Annotated in this window: 16 protein-coding genes; 7 read left to right on the forward strand and 9 right to left on the reverse strand. The window is 71.3% G+C overall.

The genetic code is table 11. The features are described 5' to 3' along the window. Positions 1-348 precede the first annotated feature (348 nt). Positions 349-2,712 carry a heavy metal translocating P-type ATPase gene (locus C6N31_RS13745; RefSeq protein WP_198357611.1) on the forward strand — a complete coding sequence of 788 codons (2,364 nt, stop codon included), beginning with the start codon at positions 349-351 and terminating at the stop codon, positions 2,710-2,712. Further along, positions 2,709-3,242: a copper chaperone PCu(A)C gene (locus C6N31_RS13750; RefSeq protein WP_232485164.1), complete on the forward strand. Its 534-nt coding sequence runs from the start codon at positions 2,709-2,711 to the stop codon at positions 3,240-3,242. The genes C6N31_RS13745 and C6N31_RS13750 overlap by 4 nt, the downstream gene beginning before the upstream one ends. A 32-nt stretch (positions 3,243-3,274) precedes the next feature. On the opposite strand, the gene C6N31_RS13755 is transcribed toward C6N31_RS13750, so the two are convergent. From C6N31_RS13755 to C6N31_RS13765, 3 genes are all read right to left on the reverse strand, one after another. Next, a complete protein-coding gene (locus C6N31_RS13755; RefSeq protein WP_138352560.1) occupies positions 3,275-4,027 on the reverse strand; it encodes an aspartyl/asparaginyl beta-hydroxylase domain-containing protein in 753 nt (250 codons plus the stop codon). Continuing rightward, on the reverse strand, positions 4,024-4,767 hold the full coding sequence (locus tag C6N31_RS13760; RefSeq protein ID WP_198357612.1) for a sigma-70 family RNA polymerase sigma factor: 744 nt from the start codon (positions 4,765-4,767) through the stop codon (positions 4,024-4,026). The genes C6N31_RS13755 and C6N31_RS13760 overlap by 4 nt, the downstream gene beginning before the upstream one ends. A gap of 271 nt (positions 4,768-5,038) precedes the next feature. Continuing rightward, the gene (locus tag C6N31_RS13765) at positions 5,039-5,773 is read right to left on the reverse strand and encodes a hypothetical protein (protein WP_198357613.1); all 735 of its coding nucleotides are present in this window, start codon (positions 5,771-5,773) and stop codon (positions 5,039-5,041) included. 301 nt (positions 5,774-6,074) lie between these two features. Here C6N31_RS13765 and C6N31_RS13770 point away from each other — a divergent pair, with 301 nt between their 5' ends. Continuing rightward, a complete protein-coding gene (locus C6N31_RS13770) occupies positions 6,075-8,144 on the forward strand; it encodes a phosphocholine-specific phospholipase C (protein ID WP_198357614.1) in 2,070 nt (689 codons plus the stop codon). A 34-nt stretch (positions 8,145-8,178) separates the two neighbouring features. On the opposite strand, the gene C6N31_RS13775 is transcribed toward C6N31_RS13770, so the two are convergent. Continuing rightward, complete coding sequence (locus tag C6N31_RS13775) at positions 8,179-8,997, reverse strand: AfsR/SARP family transcriptional regulator (RefSeq protein ID WP_306664974.1); 819 nt, start codon at positions 8,995-8,997, stop codon at positions 8,179-8,181. A 190-nt stretch (positions 8,998-9,187) separates the two neighbouring features. Here C6N31_RS13775 and C6N31_RS13780 point away from each other — a divergent pair, with 190 nt between their 5' ends. Then, positions 9,188-9,937: a peptidoglycan-binding protein gene (locus C6N31_RS13780; protein ID WP_306664975.1), complete on the forward strand. Its 750-nt coding sequence runs from the start codon at positions 9,188-9,190 to the stop codon at positions 9,935-9,937. Between the two features lie 428 nt (positions 9,938-10,365). On the opposite strand, the gene C6N31_RS13785 is transcribed toward C6N31_RS13780, so the two are convergent. The 4 genes from C6N31_RS13785 to C6N31_RS13800 form a co-directional block, all read right to left on the reverse strand. Further along, positions 10,366-12,426: a restriction endonuclease gene (locus C6N31_RS13785; protein WP_138352554.1), complete on the reverse strand. Its 2,061-nt coding sequence runs from the start codon at positions 12,424-12,426 to the stop codon at positions 10,366-10,368. Between the two features lie 124 nt (positions 12,427-12,550). Next, complete coding sequence (locus C6N31_RS13790) at positions 12,551-13,087, reverse strand: flavin reductase family protein (protein ID WP_198357616.1); 537 nt, start codon at positions 13,085-13,087, stop codon at positions 12,551-12,553. Beyond that, a complete protein-coding gene (locus tag C6N31_RS13795) occupies positions 13,084-15,168 on the reverse strand; it encodes a tetratricopeptide repeat protein (RefSeq protein WP_198357617.1) in 2,085 nt (694 codons plus the stop codon). The genes C6N31_RS13790 and C6N31_RS13795 overlap by 4 nt, the downstream gene beginning before the upstream one ends. 82 nt (positions 15,169-15,250) lie before the next feature. Continuing rightward, a complete protein-coding gene (locus C6N31_RS13800) occupies positions 15,251-16,453 on the reverse strand; it encodes a hypothetical protein (RefSeq protein WP_138352551.1) in 1,203 nt (400 codons plus the stop codon). Positions 16,454-17,091: 638 nt separating this feature from the next. On the opposite strand from C6N31_RS13800, the gene C6N31_RS13805 reads away from it, so the two are divergent. From C6N31_RS13805 to C6N31_RS45905, 3 genes are all read left to right on the forward strand, one after another. Next, positions 17,092-17,508: a helix-turn-helix domain-containing protein gene (locus C6N31_RS13805; RefSeq protein ID WP_138352587.1), complete on the forward strand. Its 417-nt coding sequence runs from the start codon at positions 17,092-17,094 to the stop codon at positions 17,506-17,508. A 99-nt stretch (positions 17,509-17,607) separates the two neighbouring features. Then, the gene (locus C6N31_RS13810; protein WP_187145128.1) at positions 17,608-18,243 is read left to right on the forward strand and encodes a hypothetical protein; all 636 of its coding nucleotides are present in this window, start codon (positions 17,608-17,610) and stop codon (positions 18,241-18,243) included. Continuing rightward, positions 18,240-19,676, forward strand: a complete 1,437-nt coding sequence (locus tag C6N31_RS45905; RefSeq protein ID WP_138352550.1) for an MAB_1171c family putative transporter — start codon at positions 18,240-18,242, stop codon at positions 19,674-19,676. Before C6N31_RS13810 ends, C6N31_RS45905 begins: the two co-directional genes overlap by 4 nt. Before the next feature lie 23 nt (positions 19,677-19,699). Here the strand turns inward: C6N31_RS45905 and C6N31_RS13820 are convergent, their stop codons facing one another. After that, on the reverse strand, positions 19,700-21,787 hold the full coding sequence (locus tag C6N31_RS13820; protein WP_198357618.1) for an APC family permease: 2,088 nt from the start codon (positions 21,785-21,787) through the stop codon (positions 19,700-19,702). Positions 21,788-21,802: the final 15 nt, after the last annotated feature.

Below are 21,802 nucleotides of genomic sequence, written 5' to 3' on the forward strand. Positions count from 1 at the left end.
GGCATTGACTCCCGTGGCAGAAACCCGCACTCCCTCGCGTTCCGCCAGCTCCTGGCGTATATCCCGGGCCGCGCCACCACCGGCCCTGCTCGGATTCCTGGTGTTGTTGGCCGTGTTGATGGCGGGCTCGTTCGCGGTCGGCCGGGCGGCCGGTCCCGTCTCCCCCGGAATCCACCGGACGGGCAATGACGCACCACGTGTCCCGGGCGATCCGGGACCGGATTCCGGGCCGGGATCCGGTCCCGGTGCGGAGCCGGGAGCACCGTCCGAACCGGACTCCGACGGCGGTGGGATTCCGGGCATGGGCGGCATGGGATCGCAGGGGCCCGAGCTCCCGGGGGCCGGAAGATGACGGCCACCGGTCCGGTCACCACGGACCTGGTCGTCGGTGGTATGACGTGCGCGGCCTGCGTCGGCCGGGTGGAGAAGAAGCTCGCGAGGCTCCCGGACGTGACCGCCAGCGTGAATCTGGCCACCGGACGGGCCCGGGTCACCCACCCGCCGGAGATGTCCGCCGAGCAGCTGATTTCGGCCGTGGAACAGGCCGGGTACACCGCCGAACTCCCGCGGCCGCCCGCACCGGCCGGCTCCGGAACCACCGCAACGGCCGACGGCGCCGGGACCGATGGCGCCCCGGCCCGTGACGCCGACCGTGACCGGCTGCTCGGCACCGCGGCGCTCGCGCTCCCCGTCATGCTGCTGTCCATGGTCCCGGCCTGGCAGTTCAACCACTGGCAGTGGCTGTGCTTCACCCTCGCCGCACCCGTCGCCGTATGGGGGGCCTGGCCCTTCCACCGGCTGGCTCTGCGGGGGCTGCGGCACTCGGCGGCCACCATGGACACGCTGGTGTCCGTGGGGGCGGCCGCGTCCTTCCTCTGGTCCGTGTACGCGCTGTTCCTCGGCGGCGCCGGCGAACAGAACATGCGGATGCCGTTCAACTGGCTGCCGACAGCGGGCGACGGGGTCGCCCATGTGTATCTGGAGGCGGCGGTCGGCGTCCCGCTGTTCGTACTGACCGGACGCTGGCTGGAGGCACACGCGCGGCGCGGCACCGGCTCGGCGCTCCGCGCGCTGGCCGAACTCGGCGCCAAGGACGTCGAGTTGCGGGACCGGAACGGACACGGCGGCCCGCGGATATCGATCGCGGAGCTGCGGGTGGGCCAGGAGTTCCTTGTCCGGCCCGGTGAGAGGGTCGCCACCGACGGTGTCGTGGTCGAGGGCAGTTCCGCGCTCGACCTCTCCCTGGTCACGGGTGAGAGCACTCCGGTGGAGGTCGGGCCCGGGACCACGGTCGTGGGCGCGGCGGTCAACTCCGGCGGGCTGCTGGTGGTACGGGCGACCGCCGTCGGCGCCGACACCCAACTCGACCGCATCACCCGCCTGGTGACCGACGCCCAGGCGGGCAAGGCCCGTATCCAGCGGCTCGCGGACTCCATCGCGGGTGTCTTCGTCCCCGCCATCGTGACGGTCGCCGCCACCGTGCTCAGCTTCTGGCTGGGAGCGGGTGCCGGCGCGGAAGCTGCCGTGACCGCGGCCGTAGCCGTACTGGTCGTCGCCTGCCCGTGCGCGCTCGGTCTCGCCACTCCGACCGCCTTTCTCGCCGCCACCGGACGCGGCGCCCAACTGGGCATCCTGATCCGCGAGCCCGAAGCACTGGAGCGGCTGCGCCGGGTGGACACCGTCGTGTTCGACAAGACCGGCACGCTCACCACCGGCCGGATGACACTCGTTGAGGCCACGACCGTCCCCGACGGGCCGGCCGCGGCCGAGGTGCTGCGGCTGGCGGGCGCGGTGGAGCACGGCTCTGAGCACCCCATCGGGCGGGCGGTGGCCGCCGCCGCGCGCCGCCGCGCGGGAGAAGGAAACGCGCTCCCCCCGGCCGAGGACTTCCGGGCGCTGCCCGGCGTCGGTGTGTCCGGCCGGGTCGAGAGCCATGAGATCCGGGTGACCGGCCCCCGCGGCCGATCGGCTCTCCCCGATGTCCTGCGGCAGGCGCTGGACCGGGCGGAGCGCGCCGCGCACACCGCCGTCGTCGTGGAGCTGGACGGCCGGGCGGTCGCCGTGCTGGCCGTCGGCGACACCGTACGTCCTTCCAGCTATCGCGCCGTACGCCATCTGCGGGAGCTGGGCATCGAATCCGTCCTGCTGACCGGCGACGGTCCCGCCGCGGCCGAGGCGGTCGCCGAGCAGGCCGGCATCACTCACGTGCACGCGGGTGTCCTCCCACAGGGCAAGGCGGAGATCATCACCGAACTGCAGGCCGCCGGGCGGCGGGTGGCGATGGTCGGTGACGGCGTCAACGATGCCGCGGCACTGGCCGTCGCCGATCTCGGGATGGCGATGGGAGCGGGAACCGACGTGGCGATCGGCGCGGCCGACATCACGCTCGTCCGCGAGGACATGGAGGCGGTCGTGGAAGCGGTCCGGCTCACCCGCCGCACCCTGCGCACGATCCGTGCCAACCTCGGCTGGGCGTTCGGGTACAACATCCTCACCGTGCCGCTCGCGGCGACCGGCTGGCTCGACCCGATGTTCGCGGCGCTGGCGATGTCGGCCAGCTCGGTGCTCGTCGTCGGCAACAGCCTGCGGCTGCTCGCTCCTTCGTCCGGCACCGGACCCACCCCGGGATCCGGGCCGGGAGGCGGCGGACGGTCCGGGCATACGCCGGGGCGGCGGCAGGGCGGCGAACGGTCCCTGGCGGGTGCGCGATGAGTACGCCGACCCACGACGACCACGACCGGCCCGCTTCCGCCTCGGACGGCATCGTCCTTGAGGTGCCGGGTGCGATGCGCGCCGCCCTGGTCCCGGTGGCCACCTGCGTGGCCGTGCTGGCGCTGCTCACCGCCTATACGACGACGGGCGCGGCCGGTGAACCCCCGGCCCGCATCACCGTCACCGACGCCCGGGTCTTCCGGCCCACCAACACCGAGGCGACCGCGGCCTTCTTCACCCTGCGCAACTCCGGCGGCACCGACGACATCCTGCTGTCGGTGGACTCCCCGGTCCTGGGGCCGGCGATGCTCACCCGCACGGTCGTCCGCGACGGAGCCGGGCGGATGGCGCCCGCAGGCCCGGTCGCCGTGCGCGCGCACAGCGCCGTGACCATGGATCCGGCCGGGCTCGACGTCATGATCCCGCGCCCGCCGCGGCTGCCGCTGGGCGAGCGGGTGCCGTTCGTCCTGCGCTTCCGGGACAGCGGGGAAGTACGGGTCGATGCCGTGGTCGTCCGTCCGGGAGCCTGACCCCGGACGGACGACGGCCCGTCAGCCCTCGGTCACCCCTCCCCCATCAGCTTCCGGATCTCGGTGATGAGGGCGACGAGCGCGGCCCGCTCCGGGATCGTGGTGTCGGGGTGCCAGAGGTCGATCAGGAGGGCGGTGCGCGGCCGGGTGCCGCGGTTCCACGCCTCGTGCTCGAAGGAGTAGTCGAACAGCAGGCACTTGCCCTCCTCCCAGCTCCTGGTCTCACCGGCGACGGTGATGCCGCAGCCCTCCGGGATGTCCACGGCGAGGTGCAGGTTGATGCTGAAGTTCCACAGGTCGTAGTGCGGGGCGATCGACGCGCCGGGCAGCAGTGTGGAGAAGTGGCTCTCCAGGAGCGGGCAGATCTTCCCGGTGTCGACCGCGTACTCCTCGAGCACGCCGAACGCCGTCGGCACGACGTCCGCCGACTCCCGCACCAGTTCTCCCCCGCGGTACAGATACAGCGCCTGCCAGTCCTCCTGGCGCGTCAGGTAGTGCTCGTAGTCGGAGAACGCGGCCCGGCGCTCGGACCAGGCCTGCGCCAACTCGTCCCTGACGGCGGTGTGCGCGGCTTCGAGAGCGTGCACCACGGGGGCCAGCTCCAGGTGTTCGTACGGGTCGTGCCATGGGCGCTGCGAGATCCCGGGCATGATCCACTTCGCGCCCTTCTGCAGCGGGTGCCGATCCTGCCGCCCCGGCTCCAGCATCTGCTCGACGCGCACGATGGCCCCCGCTCCGTACTGCTCCCGCAGCGCGGCGAAGGCCTTCTCTATCTCGGGGGTCATGCGTGGCTCCAGACGTGCTGCTGGGTGATGTGGCGTGAACGGACGGGGTATTCGGCGGTCTCGCGCCTACGGCTGGGGTGCTCCGCGGCGGGGTGCGCCGTGGCCTGGTGCTCCGTGCCGTGCTGCCGGTGCACGGCTCCCGGGTGTGGCGCCGTCTCCGCCGCCTTCAGCAGGACGACCAGGTCGTCGCGGGCGCGGGCGACGCGGGACCGTACGGTGCCGATCGGGCAGCCGGTCGTGGAGGCGGCCTCGGCGTAGGACAGACCGAGCAGCTGGGTGAGGACGAACGCCTCACGGCGTGGCGCCTGCAGCGTGTTGAGGAGTTCGAGCATCGCCACGCCCTCCTCGAAGCCCGGCACCCCGACGGGCTGGGTTCCCTCGGCGGCGCTGCGCCAGTCGACGGCGTCGGAGATACGGGGCCGGGCGGCGGCGTGCCGGTAGCGGTCGATGACGGCCCGGCGGGCGATCGACAGCAGCCAGGTCCGCGCGCCCGAGCGGCCGGCGAACCGCGGCAGGCCGCCCAGCGCCCGCAGGAACGTGTCCTGTGTCAGGTCGTCGGCGCTGTGCACATCGCCGCTGAGATGGGCGGTGAACCGCCAGACGTCGCTGTACGTGGCCTGTACGAAACGCTCGACCGCCGCTGGATCACCGCCGCGCGCGGCCAGCGCCCACTCGGTGACCTGTTCGTCGTCCTTGCGAGCCGACGCCCTCGGGGCGCCCCTCACCAGGGCATGAGTCATCACAAAAGGTCCTTCTCGTGCTGCACGGCCGCACCACGGCGTGAAGCGGCCGTCGGCGAACGGCATCTCAGGACCGGCGGTGTCCGTCCGGACGGGCCCGGTCCGTGTCCCCCGGCCGCGGTCGGCGGGCGGTGGGAGAGATCCGTATGGTCAGGGACCGGCCTGCGCGACGGCGCCCGCCGTGGGCGCGGCGGCGTACGGGCAGGCGGGTACTCCGCCCGTCACCCGGGCGCGCGGCTTTTGTCGGCCGGGCGCGCGGGGACGAGCGGTGTCAGCAGTACTGGGCGGCTGCTGGTGGGCCCCTGCGGGACAGGACGTGGTGCAGCAGTACGCCGCGCAGCGCGTGCGCGGGAGCGTCGTCGGCGGTACGGCGCGGGCACGGCCGGCCGTCGTCCTGGGCTGTGCGGAAGAAGCGGCACAGCACGCGCCAGACGCGTCGCAACGGGGCGGTCATCAGGGCCGACAGGGCCCGTCCGAGACGGAAGGCGCCCGCCTCACCGCGCCACAGCCACAGTCCGCAGACCATGGCGGCGAGCAGGTGGGCGAGGAACATCGTGGTGGAGTCGTGGCCGCCGGGCGCCATGCCCATGAGGTCGGAGGCGGCGGTCGGGCGGCTCTCGGAACCCGACATGCCCATGCCCATGTTCATGCTCATGTCCATGTCGCCGATGCGCATGACCGCGGACATCGCGGCGGAGCCGCCGTGCATGCCCGGCATGTCGTGGGACATGAGGCCGGCCGTTCCGCGGCCGAGCGGCTGGGTCAGGCCGAACAGGGTGTGCAGGCCGAGTTGGGCCAGGACGGTGGATCCGGTGACGACCAGAACGCCGCGTTCCCGCCCGGCCAGCCACCAGGCGGCCGAGGCCGTACCGGAGAAGGCCGCGCAGAGCGACCACCACGGAACGGCGACGCCGGAGGCCCAGGAGTGCCCGAGCGCTGCCATCAGCACGCAGACGGCCGCGAACATCGCGGCTCGTGCGGTGCGGGACGCCGGCCCGGTGGTCATGCGGCCATCGTGCCACCCCGGCCCGCCCGGTGGGAGCGATATGGCCCCGGACCTGACCGTTTGTGATGTACGTGATGAGAATCCGGCGGGTTCGGCGGTCGCCGGGCCGGATGGTACGGGGCCGGGGCGTCCTCTTGGTTTCGGTGCCGGTGGCTGCGAGCATGTCGCTCGCCCACGAGTGATCGTGGTTGGCGGAGTATTCACCGTGGTTCCATCCATCGGTCACGGAGGGTTCTCCACCACCTGAGGAGACTGGCAGCGCATCCGCACTGCCACGGACGACCCTGGAGGCCGGCCTCTCATGACCGCCATCGACCGCCGACGATTCATGCAGCTGGCCGGTGGCACCGCCGCCGCCTCCCTGCTGTCGAACAGCATCGCCCGAGCGGCGGAGATCCCGGCGAACCGCCGCACCGGCTCCCTGCGCGACGTCGAGCACATCGTCGTCCTGATGCAGGAGAACCGGTCCTTCGACCACTACTTCGGCACCCTGCGCGGCACCCGCGGGTTCGGCGACCCCCGGCCGGTGGTGCTACCCAGCGGCAAGACGGTCTTCCACCAGTCCGACGGCACGAAGGACGTCCTGCCCTTCCACCCGGAGGCGGACAATCTCGGCCTGCAGTTCCTCCAGGACCTCAACCACGACTGGAACGGCGGCCACGCCGCCTTCAACCAGGGCAAGTACGACCGCTGGGTGCCGGCCAAGACCGCGACGACGATGGCCTACCTGACGCGCGAGGACATCCCCTTCCACTACGCGCTGGCCGACACGTTCACCATCTGCGACGCGTACCACTGCTCGCTGCTCGGCCCCACGGACCCCAACCGCTACTACATGTGGACCGGCTTCGTCGGCAACGACGGCACCGGCGGCGGACCCGTCATCACCAACGCCGAGGCCGGCTACTCCTGGACGACCTACCCCGAGCGCCTGGAGAAGGCCGGGGTGTCCTGGAAGATCTACCAGGACGTGGGCGACGGACTCGACGCCGCCGGCGGCTGGGGCTGGATCGAGGACGCCTACCGGGGCAACTACGGCGACAACTCGCTGCTCTACTTCAACCAGTACCGCAACGCGAAGCCGGGCGACCCGCTGTACGACAAGGCCCGCACCGGCACCGACGCCAAGGCGGGCGAGGGGTTCTTCGACATCCTCAAGGCCGATGTGGCGGCCGACCGGCTGCCCGCGGTCTCCTGGATCGCGGCCCCCGAGGCCTTCACCGAGCACCCGAACTGGCCGGTCAACTACGGCGCCTGGTACATCTCCCAGGTGCTGGACGCGCTGACGTCCAACCCCGAGGTGTGGAGCAAGACCGCGGTCTTCATCACCTACGACGAGAACGACGGCTTCTTCGACCACGCCGTGCCGCCGTACCCGCCGTCCTCCCCGGCGCAGGGCAAGTCGACCGTGGACATCACGGGCGAGCTGTTCACGCCCACCGGAACCGACCACAGCGTGCCCGGCGCCTACGGCCTGGGGCAGCGGGTCCCGATGTTCGTGGTGTCCCCGTGGAGCAAGGGCGGCTGGGTCAACTCCCAGGTCTTCGACCACACCTCGATCATCCGGTTCATCGAGCAGCGCTTCGGCGTCCACGAGCCGAACATCTCGCCCTGGCGCCGGGCGGTCTGCGGCGACCTCACCACCGCGTTCCAGTTCGGCAGGACCGACACCAGGGTCCCGTCGCTCCCCGACACCGCGGGCTACGTGCCGCCGGACCGGGACCGGCACCCCGACTACGTGCCGGCGCCCCCGGCCAACCCGGTGCTGCCGAAGCAGGAACCCGGTCTGCGCCCGGCCCGCGCGCTGCCGTACGACCTGGCCGCCGACGCCGGGGTCGACGTCAAGGGCCACCGGCTGAAGATCGACTTCGCCAACCACGGCAAGGCCGGCGCGAACCTGTACGTCACCTCCCCGACCAACACCGACGGCCCGTGGACGTACACCGTCGAGGCGGGACGACGGCTGTCCGACAGCCTGGCCATCGCTCCGGCGGGGCACAGCGCCTACGACTTCACCGTGCACGGCCCCAACGGCTTCCTGCGGCAGTTCGCGGGTCACGCCGGCAGCCGGGGCCCGGAGGTCACCGCGGCCCATGACGGCAGCAGCGGCCAGGTGCGGCTGGTGCTCAGCAATCCGGGCACGACGACCGTCAAGCTCACCGTCAAGGACGGGTATGGGCACGAGCGCCCGGCCACGTACCGGCTGCGGCCCGGCGCGCGCGCCGTCCACACCGCGCACCCGCGCCACAGCCACGACTGGTACGACCTGACGGTCTGCTCCGAGCAGGACGGCGGTTTCCTTCGCCGGCTGGCCGGCCATGTCGAGACCGGCAAGCCCGGTACGAGCGACCCGGCGATCGTCACGCGCTGACCGCTGCTCCCGCTGTTCCTTCGTCCCTCCTCTGCTAGGCGGTCAGAGCCGGCCTGGCGAGCGCCGGGTCCTGGCGGAGGATCGACTGCTGGAGCCGGGCCAGTTCATGGCCCGGCTCCACCCCCAGCTCGTCGATGAGCATCGCCCGGGTCGTCCTGAACAGCGCGAGTGCCTCCGCCTGCCGGCCCGAGCGGTAGAGCGCCAGCATGAGGCCGGCGCGCGGCCCCTCCCGCAGCGGGCATTCGCGGATGACGCCCTTCAGCAGGGCGACGGCCTCCTCGTTCCGGCCGAGTGCCAGGGCGGCCGTCGCCAGGTACTCGGTCGCGGACGTCCGCAACTCCTCCAGCCTCGCGATCTCCGCGGCGAGCGGCTCATGATCGGCGAGACCGGCCATCGCGGGCCCGCGCCACAGCCGCAGCGCCCTGGTCAGAGAGCGGTACGCCTCCATCGCTCGGCCCGCCTCGAGCAGCGACCTGCCGTCCGACACGAGCCGCGCGAACCGGACTCCGTCGACCTGTTCGTCCGGAGCGTGCAGTGAATACCCGCCGGGAACGCTGCGCACCAGGCGCACCGATCCGTCGGGCGGCCCCGGTTCCAGGAGTTTCCTGAATCGCGAGACATAACTCTGGAGACTGTTGACCGCGCTGGGCGGCGCCTCGTCCCCCCATACGTAGTCGATGAGCCGGGGCACCGGAACGAATGTGTTGCGGTGCATCAACAGAGCTGCCACGACAGCCTGTTGTCTACGCCCTCCCGGGCTGATCGAACGGTTTTCGTCGGCGATGGTGACAGGTCCGAGTAAGCGGAACTCCATGGTCTCCCCCCAGACCGATGGTGCGTCTTTCACGGTCATTGTTTAACACGCGCATCTCATGGATGAGAAGTAGGCCTGGTACGCACCTTGCACGCAAGTTGCACGAATTCTGCAAGGTCACCCGGGGACTGTGTCTTTACCGGCTCCAACGGTGGAGCCGACGGGGGTGATTCACATGTCCGCAGACCCATTATCGGCGCAAACGGTACAAGGAGATCCCGACGCGGTCATGCGGACCGCGGCCGGGCAGGTCGGCGTCCATGAGGGCCGCGATCACGGCGCCTGGAACAACATCCAGCGGTACAGCGACGAGGTCCCCGGCCTGGAGTGGTCGCAGGGGCAGCCCTGGTGCGCGACCTTCGTCTCCTGGGTGGCGCTGCGCGCCGGCGCGGCCGCCCTGTTCCCGCGTACCGCGTCGTGCGCCACGGGCGTCGCCTGGTTCAAGGAGCGCGGGCGGTTCTCGGAGTATCCGGCGGTAGGAGCCCAGGTCTTCTACGGTGTCGGCGGTTCTGAGCACACCGGCGTGGTGGAGCGGTTCGACGCCACGCGCATCTACACCATCGAGGGCAACACCAACGTGAACGGCTCCGCCGAGGGCGACGGGGTCTACCGGCGGGTGCGCGAACGCACCTCGCCCCGGGTGTACGGCTACGGCTACCCGAAGTACCCGGGCGGCATCGCCTCCGCCGATCCGGCCTGGCCCCGCCCGACACCCACCCCGCACCCGCCCGCCCTGGAACCGTTCCCCGGTGCGCAGTGGTTCCACACCGCTCCGCACAGCCCGGTCATCACGGCGATGGGCCGCCGGCTGGTGGCCGAAGGGGTGGCGTTGTACAGCCAGGGGCCCGGCCCGCAGTGGACGGATACCGACCGGCGTTCGTACGCGAAGTTCCAGCTGAAGATCGGTTACCGGGGTTCGGACGCCGACGGCTGGCCCGGTCCGGTTTCCTGGGCGAAGCTGCGCGTGCCTAATACCTGACCTTTCGCCCGGAATTCCCTCTTCGAATTCCCGTCCCACGTACTTGAGTTCGCATTTCTGCGACGCGAGGGAATTCCACTCCGGAAGGTCGCCATGCCTCGATCCAGCACACCCAGGAATCCTGCGCCGACGCAGCCGGCCGCGCCCTCCGTCTCCCTGCCCAAGGGCGGCGGAGCGGTGCGCGGGATCGGTGAGAAATTCGCCGCGAATCCGGCAACCGGAACGGGTCGGATGACCGTGCCGATCGCGACGAGCCCCGGCCCGTCCGCGCTGGACCCCGACTACGGCGAGCACGACACCGGGACTCCTCGCTCCGAGGAGGACGGCGCGTGGCTCTGCCGCCGACGCCGTCGACGAGATCTTCCTCGTCGTCAACTACACGATCACCTGAACGGGCACGGCGTCGGTCGGGGCCCTGCGGGAGGGTCCTAACCGACGTCGATGCCGTACTCCCGGACCAGCGCTTCCAGCCCGCCCTCGTATCCCTTGCCGCCGATGACGAACTCCCAGTCGCCGCTGGCCCGACGGCGGAAGGAGCCGAGGATCAGCGCGGTCTCCCCGGCCCGGCCGTCGGAGACCTCCAGCCGGTCGAGTTCGGCTCCCGAACCGTCGGACAGCCGGATGAAGGAGTCGGTGAAGCCGGCGAGGTCGGCGTGCGGATTGATCTCGGGGTCGATCGACACCGCCAGCACGAGCCGGTCGGCACTCGCGGGAAGGGCGTCGAAGGCGACCCGGACGGCCGCCTTGTCCCGGGCGGGCCGGGACACCGCCCGCACTGCCCCGTCGGGAGTCTGCGCGTTGTTGAAGAAGACGAAGTGGTCGTCGCTCAGCGCGCGGTTCCCCCGGCAGACGAGTGCGCACACATCCAGCGCGACGCCACCCGACCAGGACATTCCCAACAGGTTGTACTCGGTGTCAGGGACGGCCGCCGCGGCCGGTGGAGTCGTCCGCTGGGCGGGCACCGCGGGGCCGCCGCCGAGCCGGCCGCGCAGCCCGTGGCGGCCCAGCAGATCGACGAGCTCGGGGCCGGAGATCAGCGTCAGCGGTTTGCCGCTGGCGAAGGTGTAGGAGCCGGGGCCGTAGCCCGAGGTCGTCACCAGGACGCCCTTGATCGCCCCCGCCCCCTGCACCGTTCCGAACAGATCGCGTACGGCGGTGGGCGGCACGGTGTGGCGGTATCGCTTCACCTGCACGATGATCGTGCCGCCGCTGATGGGGTCCGGGTCCAGCGCCTCGACGTCGACACCGCCGTCGTTGGAGCGCTGCGTCATGACCGCCTGCATGCCGCGGGCCCGGAACAGCTCCGCCACCAGCGACTCGAACTCGATGGGGTCCATCTCGAAGAGGTCCGGGTCCTCCCCTCCCCCGTGCGAGACCGTGCCACGGCCCAGGTCCGCCGGAACCGCGCCCGGCCGCACCACGGTGCGCTGGTCGGGGCGCGCGGACAGCTTGCCGCCCAGGCCGTCGACGAGACAGTCCACCGCGCTGACCTGCACCAGGTTCAGTCGCTCGAAGACCTGGCGGTCCGCCGCGACCGTGGCGAGGAAGAGCTGGGCGCGCAGTCCGGTCGAGGGGTCGTGGTCGTCCACGAAACCGTTGAGCGTGACCGAGTCCAGCGTGCCGAACTCGTCCGCCGCGAACAGCTCGCGCAGCGCCAGCAGCACGCACTGCGCCACCACGTCCCGGTAGACGGCCCGGCGCTGCCCGACCGGCCTGGCCGTCTCCTTGTCCTGGTCCGCGCCCGGCATGTACCGCACCAGCTTGGCCTCCGGCACGATGTCGTAACCCGGGAGTTCCCAGTTCAGCACGAGGCGGCGGGCGGCCGCGTCGTAGGCGCACGACACCTGGCGCGGGAATCCCTCCGGCCAGGCCGTGGAGGCGTACAGCGCCGCGGAGAAGTACTCCACCACCGTCTCCGGGTCCCCCCGGCGCATCCCGCTCACGTTCTCCGCGATACCGGTGTTGTGCCGGCGGATCTCCGCCAGCTGGGTGGCGCGCCAGGCGTCGTACTGCCGCCCGTGCGACGTCAGTTGCTGCTGCCGCTGCGCCTCGGCGGTCCGCGCGGCCGCCAGGTCGTGCTCGTACCGGGCCTGGGCCTCCTCCTGGGCCCGCCGGCCCGAGCCGAAACCCCAGCCGGACTGCGGGCGGTAGGCGCTCTGCTGCGGCATCGGGACGGGGACGGCGAGCCTGCCGGGGGCGAACGGCTCCAGCTGCTCGGACCGGAGCAGGGCCGACGTGCGGAACGCCGGGGCCCGGCAGCCCGTCGCGAGCAGCCGGGTCAACGACTCGACCCGCGCGTCCAGTTCCTCGGTACGCCGCCTGGCATCCGCCTCGCGGCGCTGCCGGTACGCGGCCTGCTGCTCCCGGTTGCTGCGGGCGAGTTCCCGTTCGGCGTAGCGCTGTTCCCGTTGATGCGCTTCCAACTGGCGCTGCCTCTGCCGCTGCGCCTCGGCCCACACGCCCATCGACCGGTTGGAGCGACTACTCATCCGGGCACACGCCCTCCCCCCGGGTCGCATCACGGACCCGGAACTGTGCACTGGCACACCCACCAGCAGTACGGCATTTCGCGGTGATCCGACTCTAGTCGGCGTCCGGCCGGTTGATACCTGTTCAGGTCGTTTCCGGGTCGGGACCGCGATGGAAACGGCCGTCGAGGAAGAGCAGCGGCGCGCCGGGTTCCGCGTGGTGGTCGAGCACCTCTCCGATGAGGACGAGATGGTCCCCGGCGGGGACGATACGGTCGCGGCGGCAGATCAGGGTGCCGATCGTGCCGTCGAGGAGCGGTACCCCGTAGGGTCCCGGCCGGGTGGTGAGGCGTTCGAAGCGGTCGCCGGGGCCGGCGAAGCGGGCCGCCAGTTCGCGCTGGTCGGCGGCGAGCAGATGCACCGCGAAGTGCGGGGCGGCGGTGAAGGCGGCCCGGTGGTTGGACGCGCGGTTGAGGCACCACAGGACCAGCGGCGGGTCGAGGGACAGGGAGGTGAAGGAGTTCACCGTCAGTCCGCCGGGGCGCCCCCGGCGGACGGTGGTGACGACCGCCACACCGGTGGCGAAGCGGCCGAGCACCGACCGCAGCGGCCGCTGCTGCTCGCGTACCGCCTCGTCCGCCGTCACCGCCCCGTCCGTCGTCACCGCTCCGTCCGCGCTCATCGCGCGGCTGCCGCCTTGCGCCGGCAGGTGTCCAGTGCCTCGGTGATGTCGGAGTCGTCCGGTGCCAGCCCGGCGGCGATCTCCAGGTCGGCGAGGGCTTCCTCCCAGTGGCCGGTGTCCTGGTGGACGAAGGCACGGTTGTAGCGCAGCGCGGGGTCGTCCGGCTGCAAGTCCACGGCGTGGCCGAGGTCGAGGGCGGCGGTGTCCAGTTCGCCCATGTCGTAGGCGAGGGCGGCGCGTCCGGACAGTGCCGTGATCATGTCCGGATCGGCGGTGAGCGCGCGGTCGAACGCGGCCCGGGACTCCTCGAACTCCTCGCGTTCCGCGTGCACCTGGCCCAGGACCGCGTGCAGATACGGGTTGTCGGGCTCGTAGCCGAGGCCGGTGTTCGCGTCCTGCTCGGCCGCGTCCAGTTCGCCCGACTCCAGCAGCAGACCGGCCCGGTTGACGTACGCGTCGACGAACTCCGGGACGAGTTCGAGTACATAGCTGAAGTCGGCGAGTGCGCCCTCGGTGTCACCCTCGTTGAGCCGGAGGTCGCCGCGGTTGTAGTAGATCTCCGGGAACGGCGGGGAGAGCCGCATGGCCCTCGCGTAGTCCTCGAACGCCTCCTCGGGGCGGCCCAGCCGGCGCAGGATGTTGCCGCGTTCCAGGTAGTGCTCGGCGTGGTTGGGGTCCTCCCGGATGACGATCGCGTAGTCCGCGAGGGCTTCCTGGATGCGGCCGAGACTGAGGTAGACCCGGGCCCTGTTGTTCTTCAGCACCGAGCGGTGCAGGACGTGCTCGTCCGGGCCGAGCAGCTCGTCGAGGCTGCTGATCGCCTCGTCGACCAGCCGCAGCGCCTCGGTCGGCTCGCCGAGATTGACCTCCACCAGGGCCAGGCCGTTCTTGTAGAAGGCGCTCTGGAAGGCCCGGTCGCTGCGGTTCTCGATCAGTGACGCGGTGGCGATGGCGGAGTTCAGCCAGGCCTTGGCCTTGAACTCGTCGCGGTCCTCGGGGTCGTTGTGCCGGGTGTAGAGCATGGCCGTGTTGTAGGCGGCGGCCATGTGGACGGCGGGCTTGACGGAGTTCAGCCGAGCCTGGTCGTCCAGCTTCTCGGCCTCGTAGGTGCGGCCGAGGATGGAGAGGGAGAGCGTCACGCCCTTGGTGAACGCCCACCAGCGGTCGTGTTCCGTCCGGGGGTCGACGAGCGCCAGTCCGCGCCGGCCGTAGTCGACGCACGCCTCGTAGAAACCGTTGCACAGGCTGTGGTCCATGGCGTGGAAGACCGCGGGAACGCCCGCGCCGCCGGGGTCGGAGCCGTGCTCCAGGTGGTAGGCGATGGCGCCGAGGCGGAGCGACTCCTCGTCCCGTTCGGCAAGTTCGGCGGCGCGCCGGTCGTGCAGCAGTGCCCGTGCCGCGGGGTCGAGTGCCTCGTAGGCCGCGCGCGGCGCCGGCTCGTCGGTGGTGCAGTCCGAGGCGACATAGGCCCACGCGTCGGCGGGCCCGCCCGCCGCGTCGGCCTGGCGGACCTCGGTGACCCGGGCGCGGGCGGCCAGCACGGCGAGCAGGGCCTCGTCGGCGGGTCCGGTACCGCCGCTGCGCACGACGACGGTCAGGTGCGCGGGGTCGATCCGGCGGACCAGTGCGGTGAGGAACTCCAGGTCGGTGGCCTCGGCCCGATCGGCGTTCTCCACGACGAGGACGCGCGGCCCGTCGGCGGCCAGGCCGTCGCGGACGAACTCCACCAGGCCGTTGGAGATACGCGTGGTGCGCAGCCGGGCGTAGTAGCGGGTGCGCTCGGCCGGGAGCGCCATGGAGGTGAGCGTCTCGCGGGAGTTGGGGACGACGGAGCGGAGGTCCGGCGCGGCGGAGAGCAGTTCGATGTCGTACCGCTCGACCAGCTTCCGGTCGCGGAGCAGGACGTCGGGCACCATGGCGCGTACGAGGGTCCCGGCCGCGGTGTACGGTCCGCGCAGTCCGCGGTGCGCGTTCACGACCATGACCGGTCCGGCCGGCAGGCCGAGCCGTTCCATGGCGGCCTCGCGGTCCCGGACCAGCCCGCCGCGGACCCAGTGGTGAGTGGGGACAACCTCGTTCATGCGGACTGCTCCTCTGCGTCGCGTCGTACGGCGTTCCGGTGGGCTGCGGTCGGTGCGGGCCGTGGTCGGTGCCGGCCTCGGTTCAGCTGGCGGTGGCGGGGGTGCGGCGGCGGTAGCCGCGGACGGCGAGGATGCCAGCGAGGATCAGCTCGCCGAAGTTGAGGATCAGGAAGACCGTCACGTCCAGGACGTTCAGCGGCGAGATGTCGGAGAAGAGCTTTCTGACGGCCATCTCGGTGATCCGGATCGCGGCGGGGACGACGGCGGTGATCAGCAGGCCGGTGAGGACCGCGTAGCCCGTGACCATGAGCCAGACGTACCAGCGGGCGACCTCGCGGTCGCGCGGGGTCCAGGTCTCCGCGTCCACGATCTTGTCGCGCCGCCCGATCAGGCCGTAGAGCCGGTTCTGCAGCATGCCCTTGGCGACGGTCTGCAGATCGTTGCAGCCCAGCACCGTGGTGGCGAGGTAGTACAGGTCGGTGCGCAGGAAGAAGTAGAACTGCCAGGCGAAGCGGAGCAGGGTGCCGAAGGCCATCGCGAGCAGGAAGCGGCCCATGAATCCGGCGAAGCCGTCGGACGAGACCAGGGGCACCGCGGCGAGCGTCAGCCCGGTGACGACCAGGACGTCGACGAGCATGCCCGCGAGCATCGGCAGGTAGCGCTTGCGCCGGGGCACGGCGACGAGGCCGTCCAGCTTGGTCAGGAAGACGACGTAGTAGAAGCGCCGGCCGATGCTGAGGGAGGAGTTGAGGCCCAGTCTGCGTCCGGCCAGTGCGTGGTAGGACTCGTGCAGCAGGATCCACGGCGCCTGGCCGAGGACGTTGCCGAGGGCGAGCGCCACCAGGGACGAGCTGGTGAAGAAGATGTTGTGGTAGGTCGGGACCACGGCCGGTTCACGGAACATGGCGACGATGCCGGCGATGAACAGCAGTCCGTACAGCACCCAGGCCACGGGAGAGAAGAGCGCCCGGCCGAGCCGCTGCCAGCGCACCGCGCCCGCCTCGACGACCTCCTCGCCGTCCGGCACGAGCAGTTCGAAGGCCTCCAGGACTTCGAGGAATTCCACCATGTCCACGGTCTCGCCGTACTGGGTGTTGTACCAGCGGGCGGCGTCGTTCGGGGTCTCCCCGGTCTCCAGGCGGCGCAGCAGCGCCGCGCCGTCGGCGGGGAAGAGGCCGTAGGAATCGATGTCGGCCCGTCCCACGGTGACCTCGTCGCCTTCCTCGAGGAAGGTCAGCGGGTACAGCCTCAGGGGTCGGTCGAGGTCCACTGCCGCGGCGTCCATCACTACCTCACTGTCACTGGTCCGCAGAAGTGCCGGTCCGGGCCGCGGACACCGTGGCCCGGACCGGCTGGAGCTCCACGAGCCGCGGCGGACCGGTCTCGACCGGCTCGCCGCGGCCCGTAAGGGTTGGGTCAGGCGAGGACGGGCGTGCCACCGCAGTAGCAGGACGTCGCGGCGGAGGTCAGACGGACGGTGCCGGCCTTGCGGACAACGATCTTCTTCATGTTGTGCTCCTTTTCCGTGATGTGACGCATCGTCGGGCGCGGTCGCGCCCGACGCTCCCGGCAGCCGGGAGGGTCTGTGTGGCGCAAAGGAACAGAGACTGATGTGAATGAGATTTGCTCCCTCATTCATCTCCGCTGACAGGCTGGCACGCGTCCTCCCGGCCGTCAACAGTCGGACACGGCGTACATCTGACAGGACGACAGATCGGATGTCAGGCCAACAATCGCTCGTTTCAAGCCAGTTGGGGAGTCCCTCGGGACCCGGCGAACATGCACCCGGTCTCCACAGCCAAGGCGGTCAGAACCCGCGCGTCACCAACTAAGATGCGTGAGACGCAGAGCGGACCCCACCCGCGCTTACCACAGGCGATACGCAGGGCACTCGACCAAGGGAGGTATGCGGTGCCTGATCCGATGTCCGGCACCCCGACGCTCGCGGACAAGATCGACCGGCTGTTCGACGTCGTCCGCGGACCGGACCACACGCCGTACACCCACGAGGAAGTGGCGCGGGCGTGCCGCGAGGCCACCGGGGAGAGCTTTTCAGCCACTTATTTGTGGCAACTGCGCACGGGCCGAAGGGACAATCCGACCAAACGTCACCTCGAAGCACTGGCTCAATTCTTCCAGGTGCCGCCGATGTATTTCTTCGACGACCAACAGAGCGCCCAGATCGCGCAGGAGCTCCAGCTCCTCGGGGCGCTGCGGGACGCAGGAGTACGCGAGGTGGCGTTGCGCGCGGTCAACCTGTCGCCCGAGGGCCTCGGCACCATCAGCGACATGATCGAAGTCATTGCCCGCAGAGAGGCGGGATTGCGCCGCGCGGACTGATATCCACTGGTCCACCCCTGGGCATAGGATCGCTCATCGCTCATATCGCTCATGAGTGGTTGCTGATCGTTGTGCGGTGCCTTGCCCGGGGAGGGTCTTATGGGGGACTACGCGGAACAGCAGAACAAAATGTTGTGGCGGCGATGTCGGCGAACCGTGGCGGCGCTGCCACTGCCACGGCCGTTCGACGCCACCGGCTTCACCGACGCACTGGCGGAACAGCGGGGCCGGCCCCTGGTGCTGGTGCCGTTACCGCCCCACGCGTGCACACCCTGCGGCATGCTGGTGACCACCGACCGGGCCGACTACATCGGCTATCCGACCAGCACCAGCGCCCTGCATCAACAGCACATACTGCTGCACGAGGTGGGACACCTCGTCTGCGGCCACACCGGCGTCGCGCACCTCGGCTCGTCGGCGTCGCGGGTGCTGCTGCCGCATCTGTCGGGCGAGCTGGTCCGGCGGGTCCTGGGGCGCAGCGTCTACTCCGACGCCCAGGAGCAGGAGGCCGAGCTCATCGCCTCGCTCGCCCTGCACCGTCCGGCCCGCAAGGTCAGGCGCTCACGCGAGGCCTGGTTCCCCTTGGAGGGCAGCCTCGACATCGCCGAGGCGTTCGCCCGGCTCGGGCCGATCGTCGGACTCGCCGGCGCCGCCCCGATCCGGACCACCGCGGTCGTCGGACCCTTGCGCACGCTTCCCGGTCGGACGTTTCCCGGTCCGGGGACCGATAGGTGACCGACGCGGTCGCCTTGACCGGCTGCTTGATCGTCCTGGCGGGCGTCTGCTGGCGGCTTCTCACCACCCGGGGGACTCCGACCGGCACTCCCGTACGCCATCTGTTCGGCTGTGCGGTGTCCATGGGGAGCTCGCTCGCCGTCCTGGCCCCGGCGACGACCCGGCTGGCGGGCCGGGCCGGGCCGTTCGCGCTGTGGACCGCGCCCGCGGGACAGTGCTGCAATCTGGCGGCGATGGCGTTCCTCGCGCTGGTCGCGCGCTCGGCGGGGACCGAGCCGTACAGCCGCACAGCGGTCCGCCGGCAGCTCACCGGCACGTCGGTGGTCATGGTCGCCAGCCTGGTCGCGTATCTGTGTGCCGGGGTGACCCGCGACGGCCGGGACCTGGTCGCGGCCGACGGGCGCGAGGGGTTCCTGGCGGCGTACAACACCCTGCTCACGCTGCACACCGCCTGGTGCCTGATGGTGTTCATCGTGCTGATCCGGCGCTGCACCCGGTACATCCGGTCGCGGCTGCTGCGCGGCGGGCTCGGACTGATCACCGCGAGCGCGGCCCTGGGGCTGCTGTGGACGGTGTGGAGTCTGGGCGATGTGCTCTCCGCGCTGGGCACCGGCCGCGAGGACGGCTGCGAGAGCACGGTGTCGGCGCTGGCCGGCATGGTCTGCCTGGCACTGGGGCTGGGCGGGACGATGTCCTCCGCGTGGGGGCCACCCGTGGCGGCCCGCGTCCGGCGGGGGCTGGTCCGGCTGCGGGCCTGGCGCGGCTACCGCTGGATCGGCCCGCCCTGGAGCGCGGCGTACGACGCGGCCGCCGGGTTACGGGACCGGCTGCCGAACGGGCGGGCGCTGCCCACCCCGGCCGGCTGGCTGCGGGCCTGGCACGGCTACCGGCGGATCGGTCCGCTGTGGACCGCGATGCACGCCGCGCTGCCGGAGATCACCCTGGCCGGGCCCGCCCTGCGGCTCGGCCGCATCCTGCCGCTCGGCGCCCAGTTCGCGCTGTACCGCCGCATCATCGAGATCCGGGACGGGCATCTGGCGCTGCGCCCGTACTTCCATCCGGAGGTCGCGGCCTGGACCGCCGAGGCGGAGGGGTCGGGCCTGGACGCGGCCTCGGAACGGCTGGCGCCCATCGTGGAGGCGGCGACCATCGCCGCGGCCCTGGAGGCCGCCCGCTCGGGACGCCGCTCCACCCCGGGCGGTTGTGAGGGGTACGTACCGCCGAAGGTCCGGGCGAGTGTCGAGGCCGAGGCGGCCTGGCTCATGCAGGTCTCGGACGCCTTCATCGGCTCCCCCGCCGTCGAACGGGTCCGCTGCCGGGTCAGGGCCGGCCTGGTCGACGGCCGCACGGTCGACGGGTACCCGGTCACCGACGGCCCGGCAGCGGCCCGCGCGGCGTTACAGGACCGGGGTGTGTCCATGCCCCCGGACTGAGACGGCTCCCCTGGGCCCGCCGTTCAGCGCGGGCCACCGGGGCGCGGAGGTTCTTCCCGTCCGGCCTCCGGCTTCCCCGCGGCGGCGCCGACGCCCGCCCGGAGCACCGGGTCGGGTTCGCCGCGGCGGACGGAGCCGGGGGCACGGCGGGTCGGGCGGTGCGGCCTGAGCTGAGATGAACTGAGCTGCCAGGGCACGCTGATGACCATGACCCCGGGGGTGAACAGCAGCCGGCTCTTGAGCCACAGCGCGGACTGGTTGTGCAGCCCGTTCTCCCACCAGTGCCCGACGACGTACTCGGGGATGAACACGCTGACGATGTCGCGCGGGCTGGCGCGGTTCAGCGACCGCACGTATCCCACGACCGGCCGGGTGATCTCCCGGTAGGGCGACGCCAGGGTCTTGAGCGGCACCTGCATGTCGAAGGTGTCCCACGCGGTATGCAGCGCCTTCGTCTCGTCGCGGTCGACGTCGACGGTGAGGGCTTCGAGGGTGTCGGGGCGGCAGGCGCGGGCGTAGGCCAGGGCTCGCAGCGTCGGTTTGTGGATCTTGGAGACCAGCACGATGGCGTGCACCCGGGCCGGCAGCGCCAGTTCCTCCGCCGGTTCGGTGACCGCCAGTTCGGCGGCGGTTCTGTCGTAGTGCCGCCGGATGGCGCGCATGTTCACCCACAGGACCACCGCGGCGATCACCGCCAGATACGCGCCCTCGGTGAACTTGGTGATGAGCACGATCACCAGCACCAGTCCGGTGACGAACGCCCCGACACCGTTGATCACCCGTGCCGTCCGGTGCCGGCGGCGCTGGGCCGGATCGGTCTCGGTGCGCAGCGCGCGGTTCCAGTGCCGGACCATCCCGGTCTGCGAGAGCGTGAACGAGGTGAAGACGCCCAGGATGTACAGGTGGATCAGATTGGTGACCGACGCGTGGAAGGCCCACAACAGGGCGCCTGCGACGACGGCCAGCGCGACGATGCCGTTGGAGAACGCGAGCCGGTCACCGCGGGTGTGCAGCTGACGGGGCAGGTAGCGGTGCTGCGCCAGGATCGACGACAGCAACGGGAAACCGTTGAAGGCGGTGTTGGCGGCCAGCACCAGCACCAGGGCGGTGGCGGCCTGGATGAAGAAGAAGCCGAAGCTGTGTTCACCGCCGAAGATCGCGGCGGCCAGCTGGGCGATGACGGTGCGCTGCGGAGTGGTCGCGCAGTCCCCGGAGAAGCCGGTCAGCCGGCAGGTGTCCTCGGTGATGTGGACGTCCGAGATCATCGCGATCGCGGTGATGCCGGAGAACATCACCACCGCGATCAGGCCCATCGCGGTCATGGTGGAGGCCGCGTTGCGGGACTTGGGCTTGCGGAACGCGGGCACGCCGTTCGAGATCGCCTCGACACCGGTCAGTGCGGTACAACCGCTGGAGAACGCGCGCAGCCCCAGCATCAGCAGCGCCAGACCCGCGAGGTTGGTGTCGCCCGGCTCCGGCGTGATGCCGTACGCGGCGGACTCCGCCACCGGCGCGTCGCCCACCAGCCAGCGGAACAGTCCGGTGGCGCACATGATCAGCACGCCCGCGATGAACAGATAGGTGGGAGCGGCGAACGCCCGCCCCGACTCCCTCGTCCCCCGCAGGTTGATCGCCGCCAGCAGCGCGACGAAGGCGACCGCCATCACGGTCCGGTACTCGTTGACGGACGGGATCGCCGAGATGATGTTGTCGACGCCGGAGGCGACGGACACCGCGACGGTCATCACGTAGTCGACGAGCAATGACGCGGCCACGACGAGCCCGGCGGACGGGCCGAGGTTCGTGGCGACCACCTCGTACGATCCGCCGCCGGACGGGTAGGCGTGCACGACCTGCCGGTAGGAGAGCACCACGACGGCCATCAGCCCGACGACCGCCATCGCCACCCAGGTCGTCAGGTGCAGATACGCCAGCCCGCCGAGGGTGAGGACCAGCAGGATCTCCTGCGTGGCGTACGCGACCGACGACAGCGGGTCCGACGCAAAGATCGGCAGCGCCAGCCGCTTGGGCAGCAGCGTCTCCTGCAACCCCTCGCTCGGCAACGCCCGCCCGATCACCAACCGTTTGACCGCATCCACGATTCTTGCCACGCGGGTGAGCGTAAG

The organism is Streptomyces fildesensis (assembly GCF_016107395.1).
GTDB classification, from domain to species: Bacteria; Actinomycetota; Actinomycetes; order Streptomycetales; family Streptomycetaceae; genus Actinacidiphila; species Actinacidiphila fildesensis.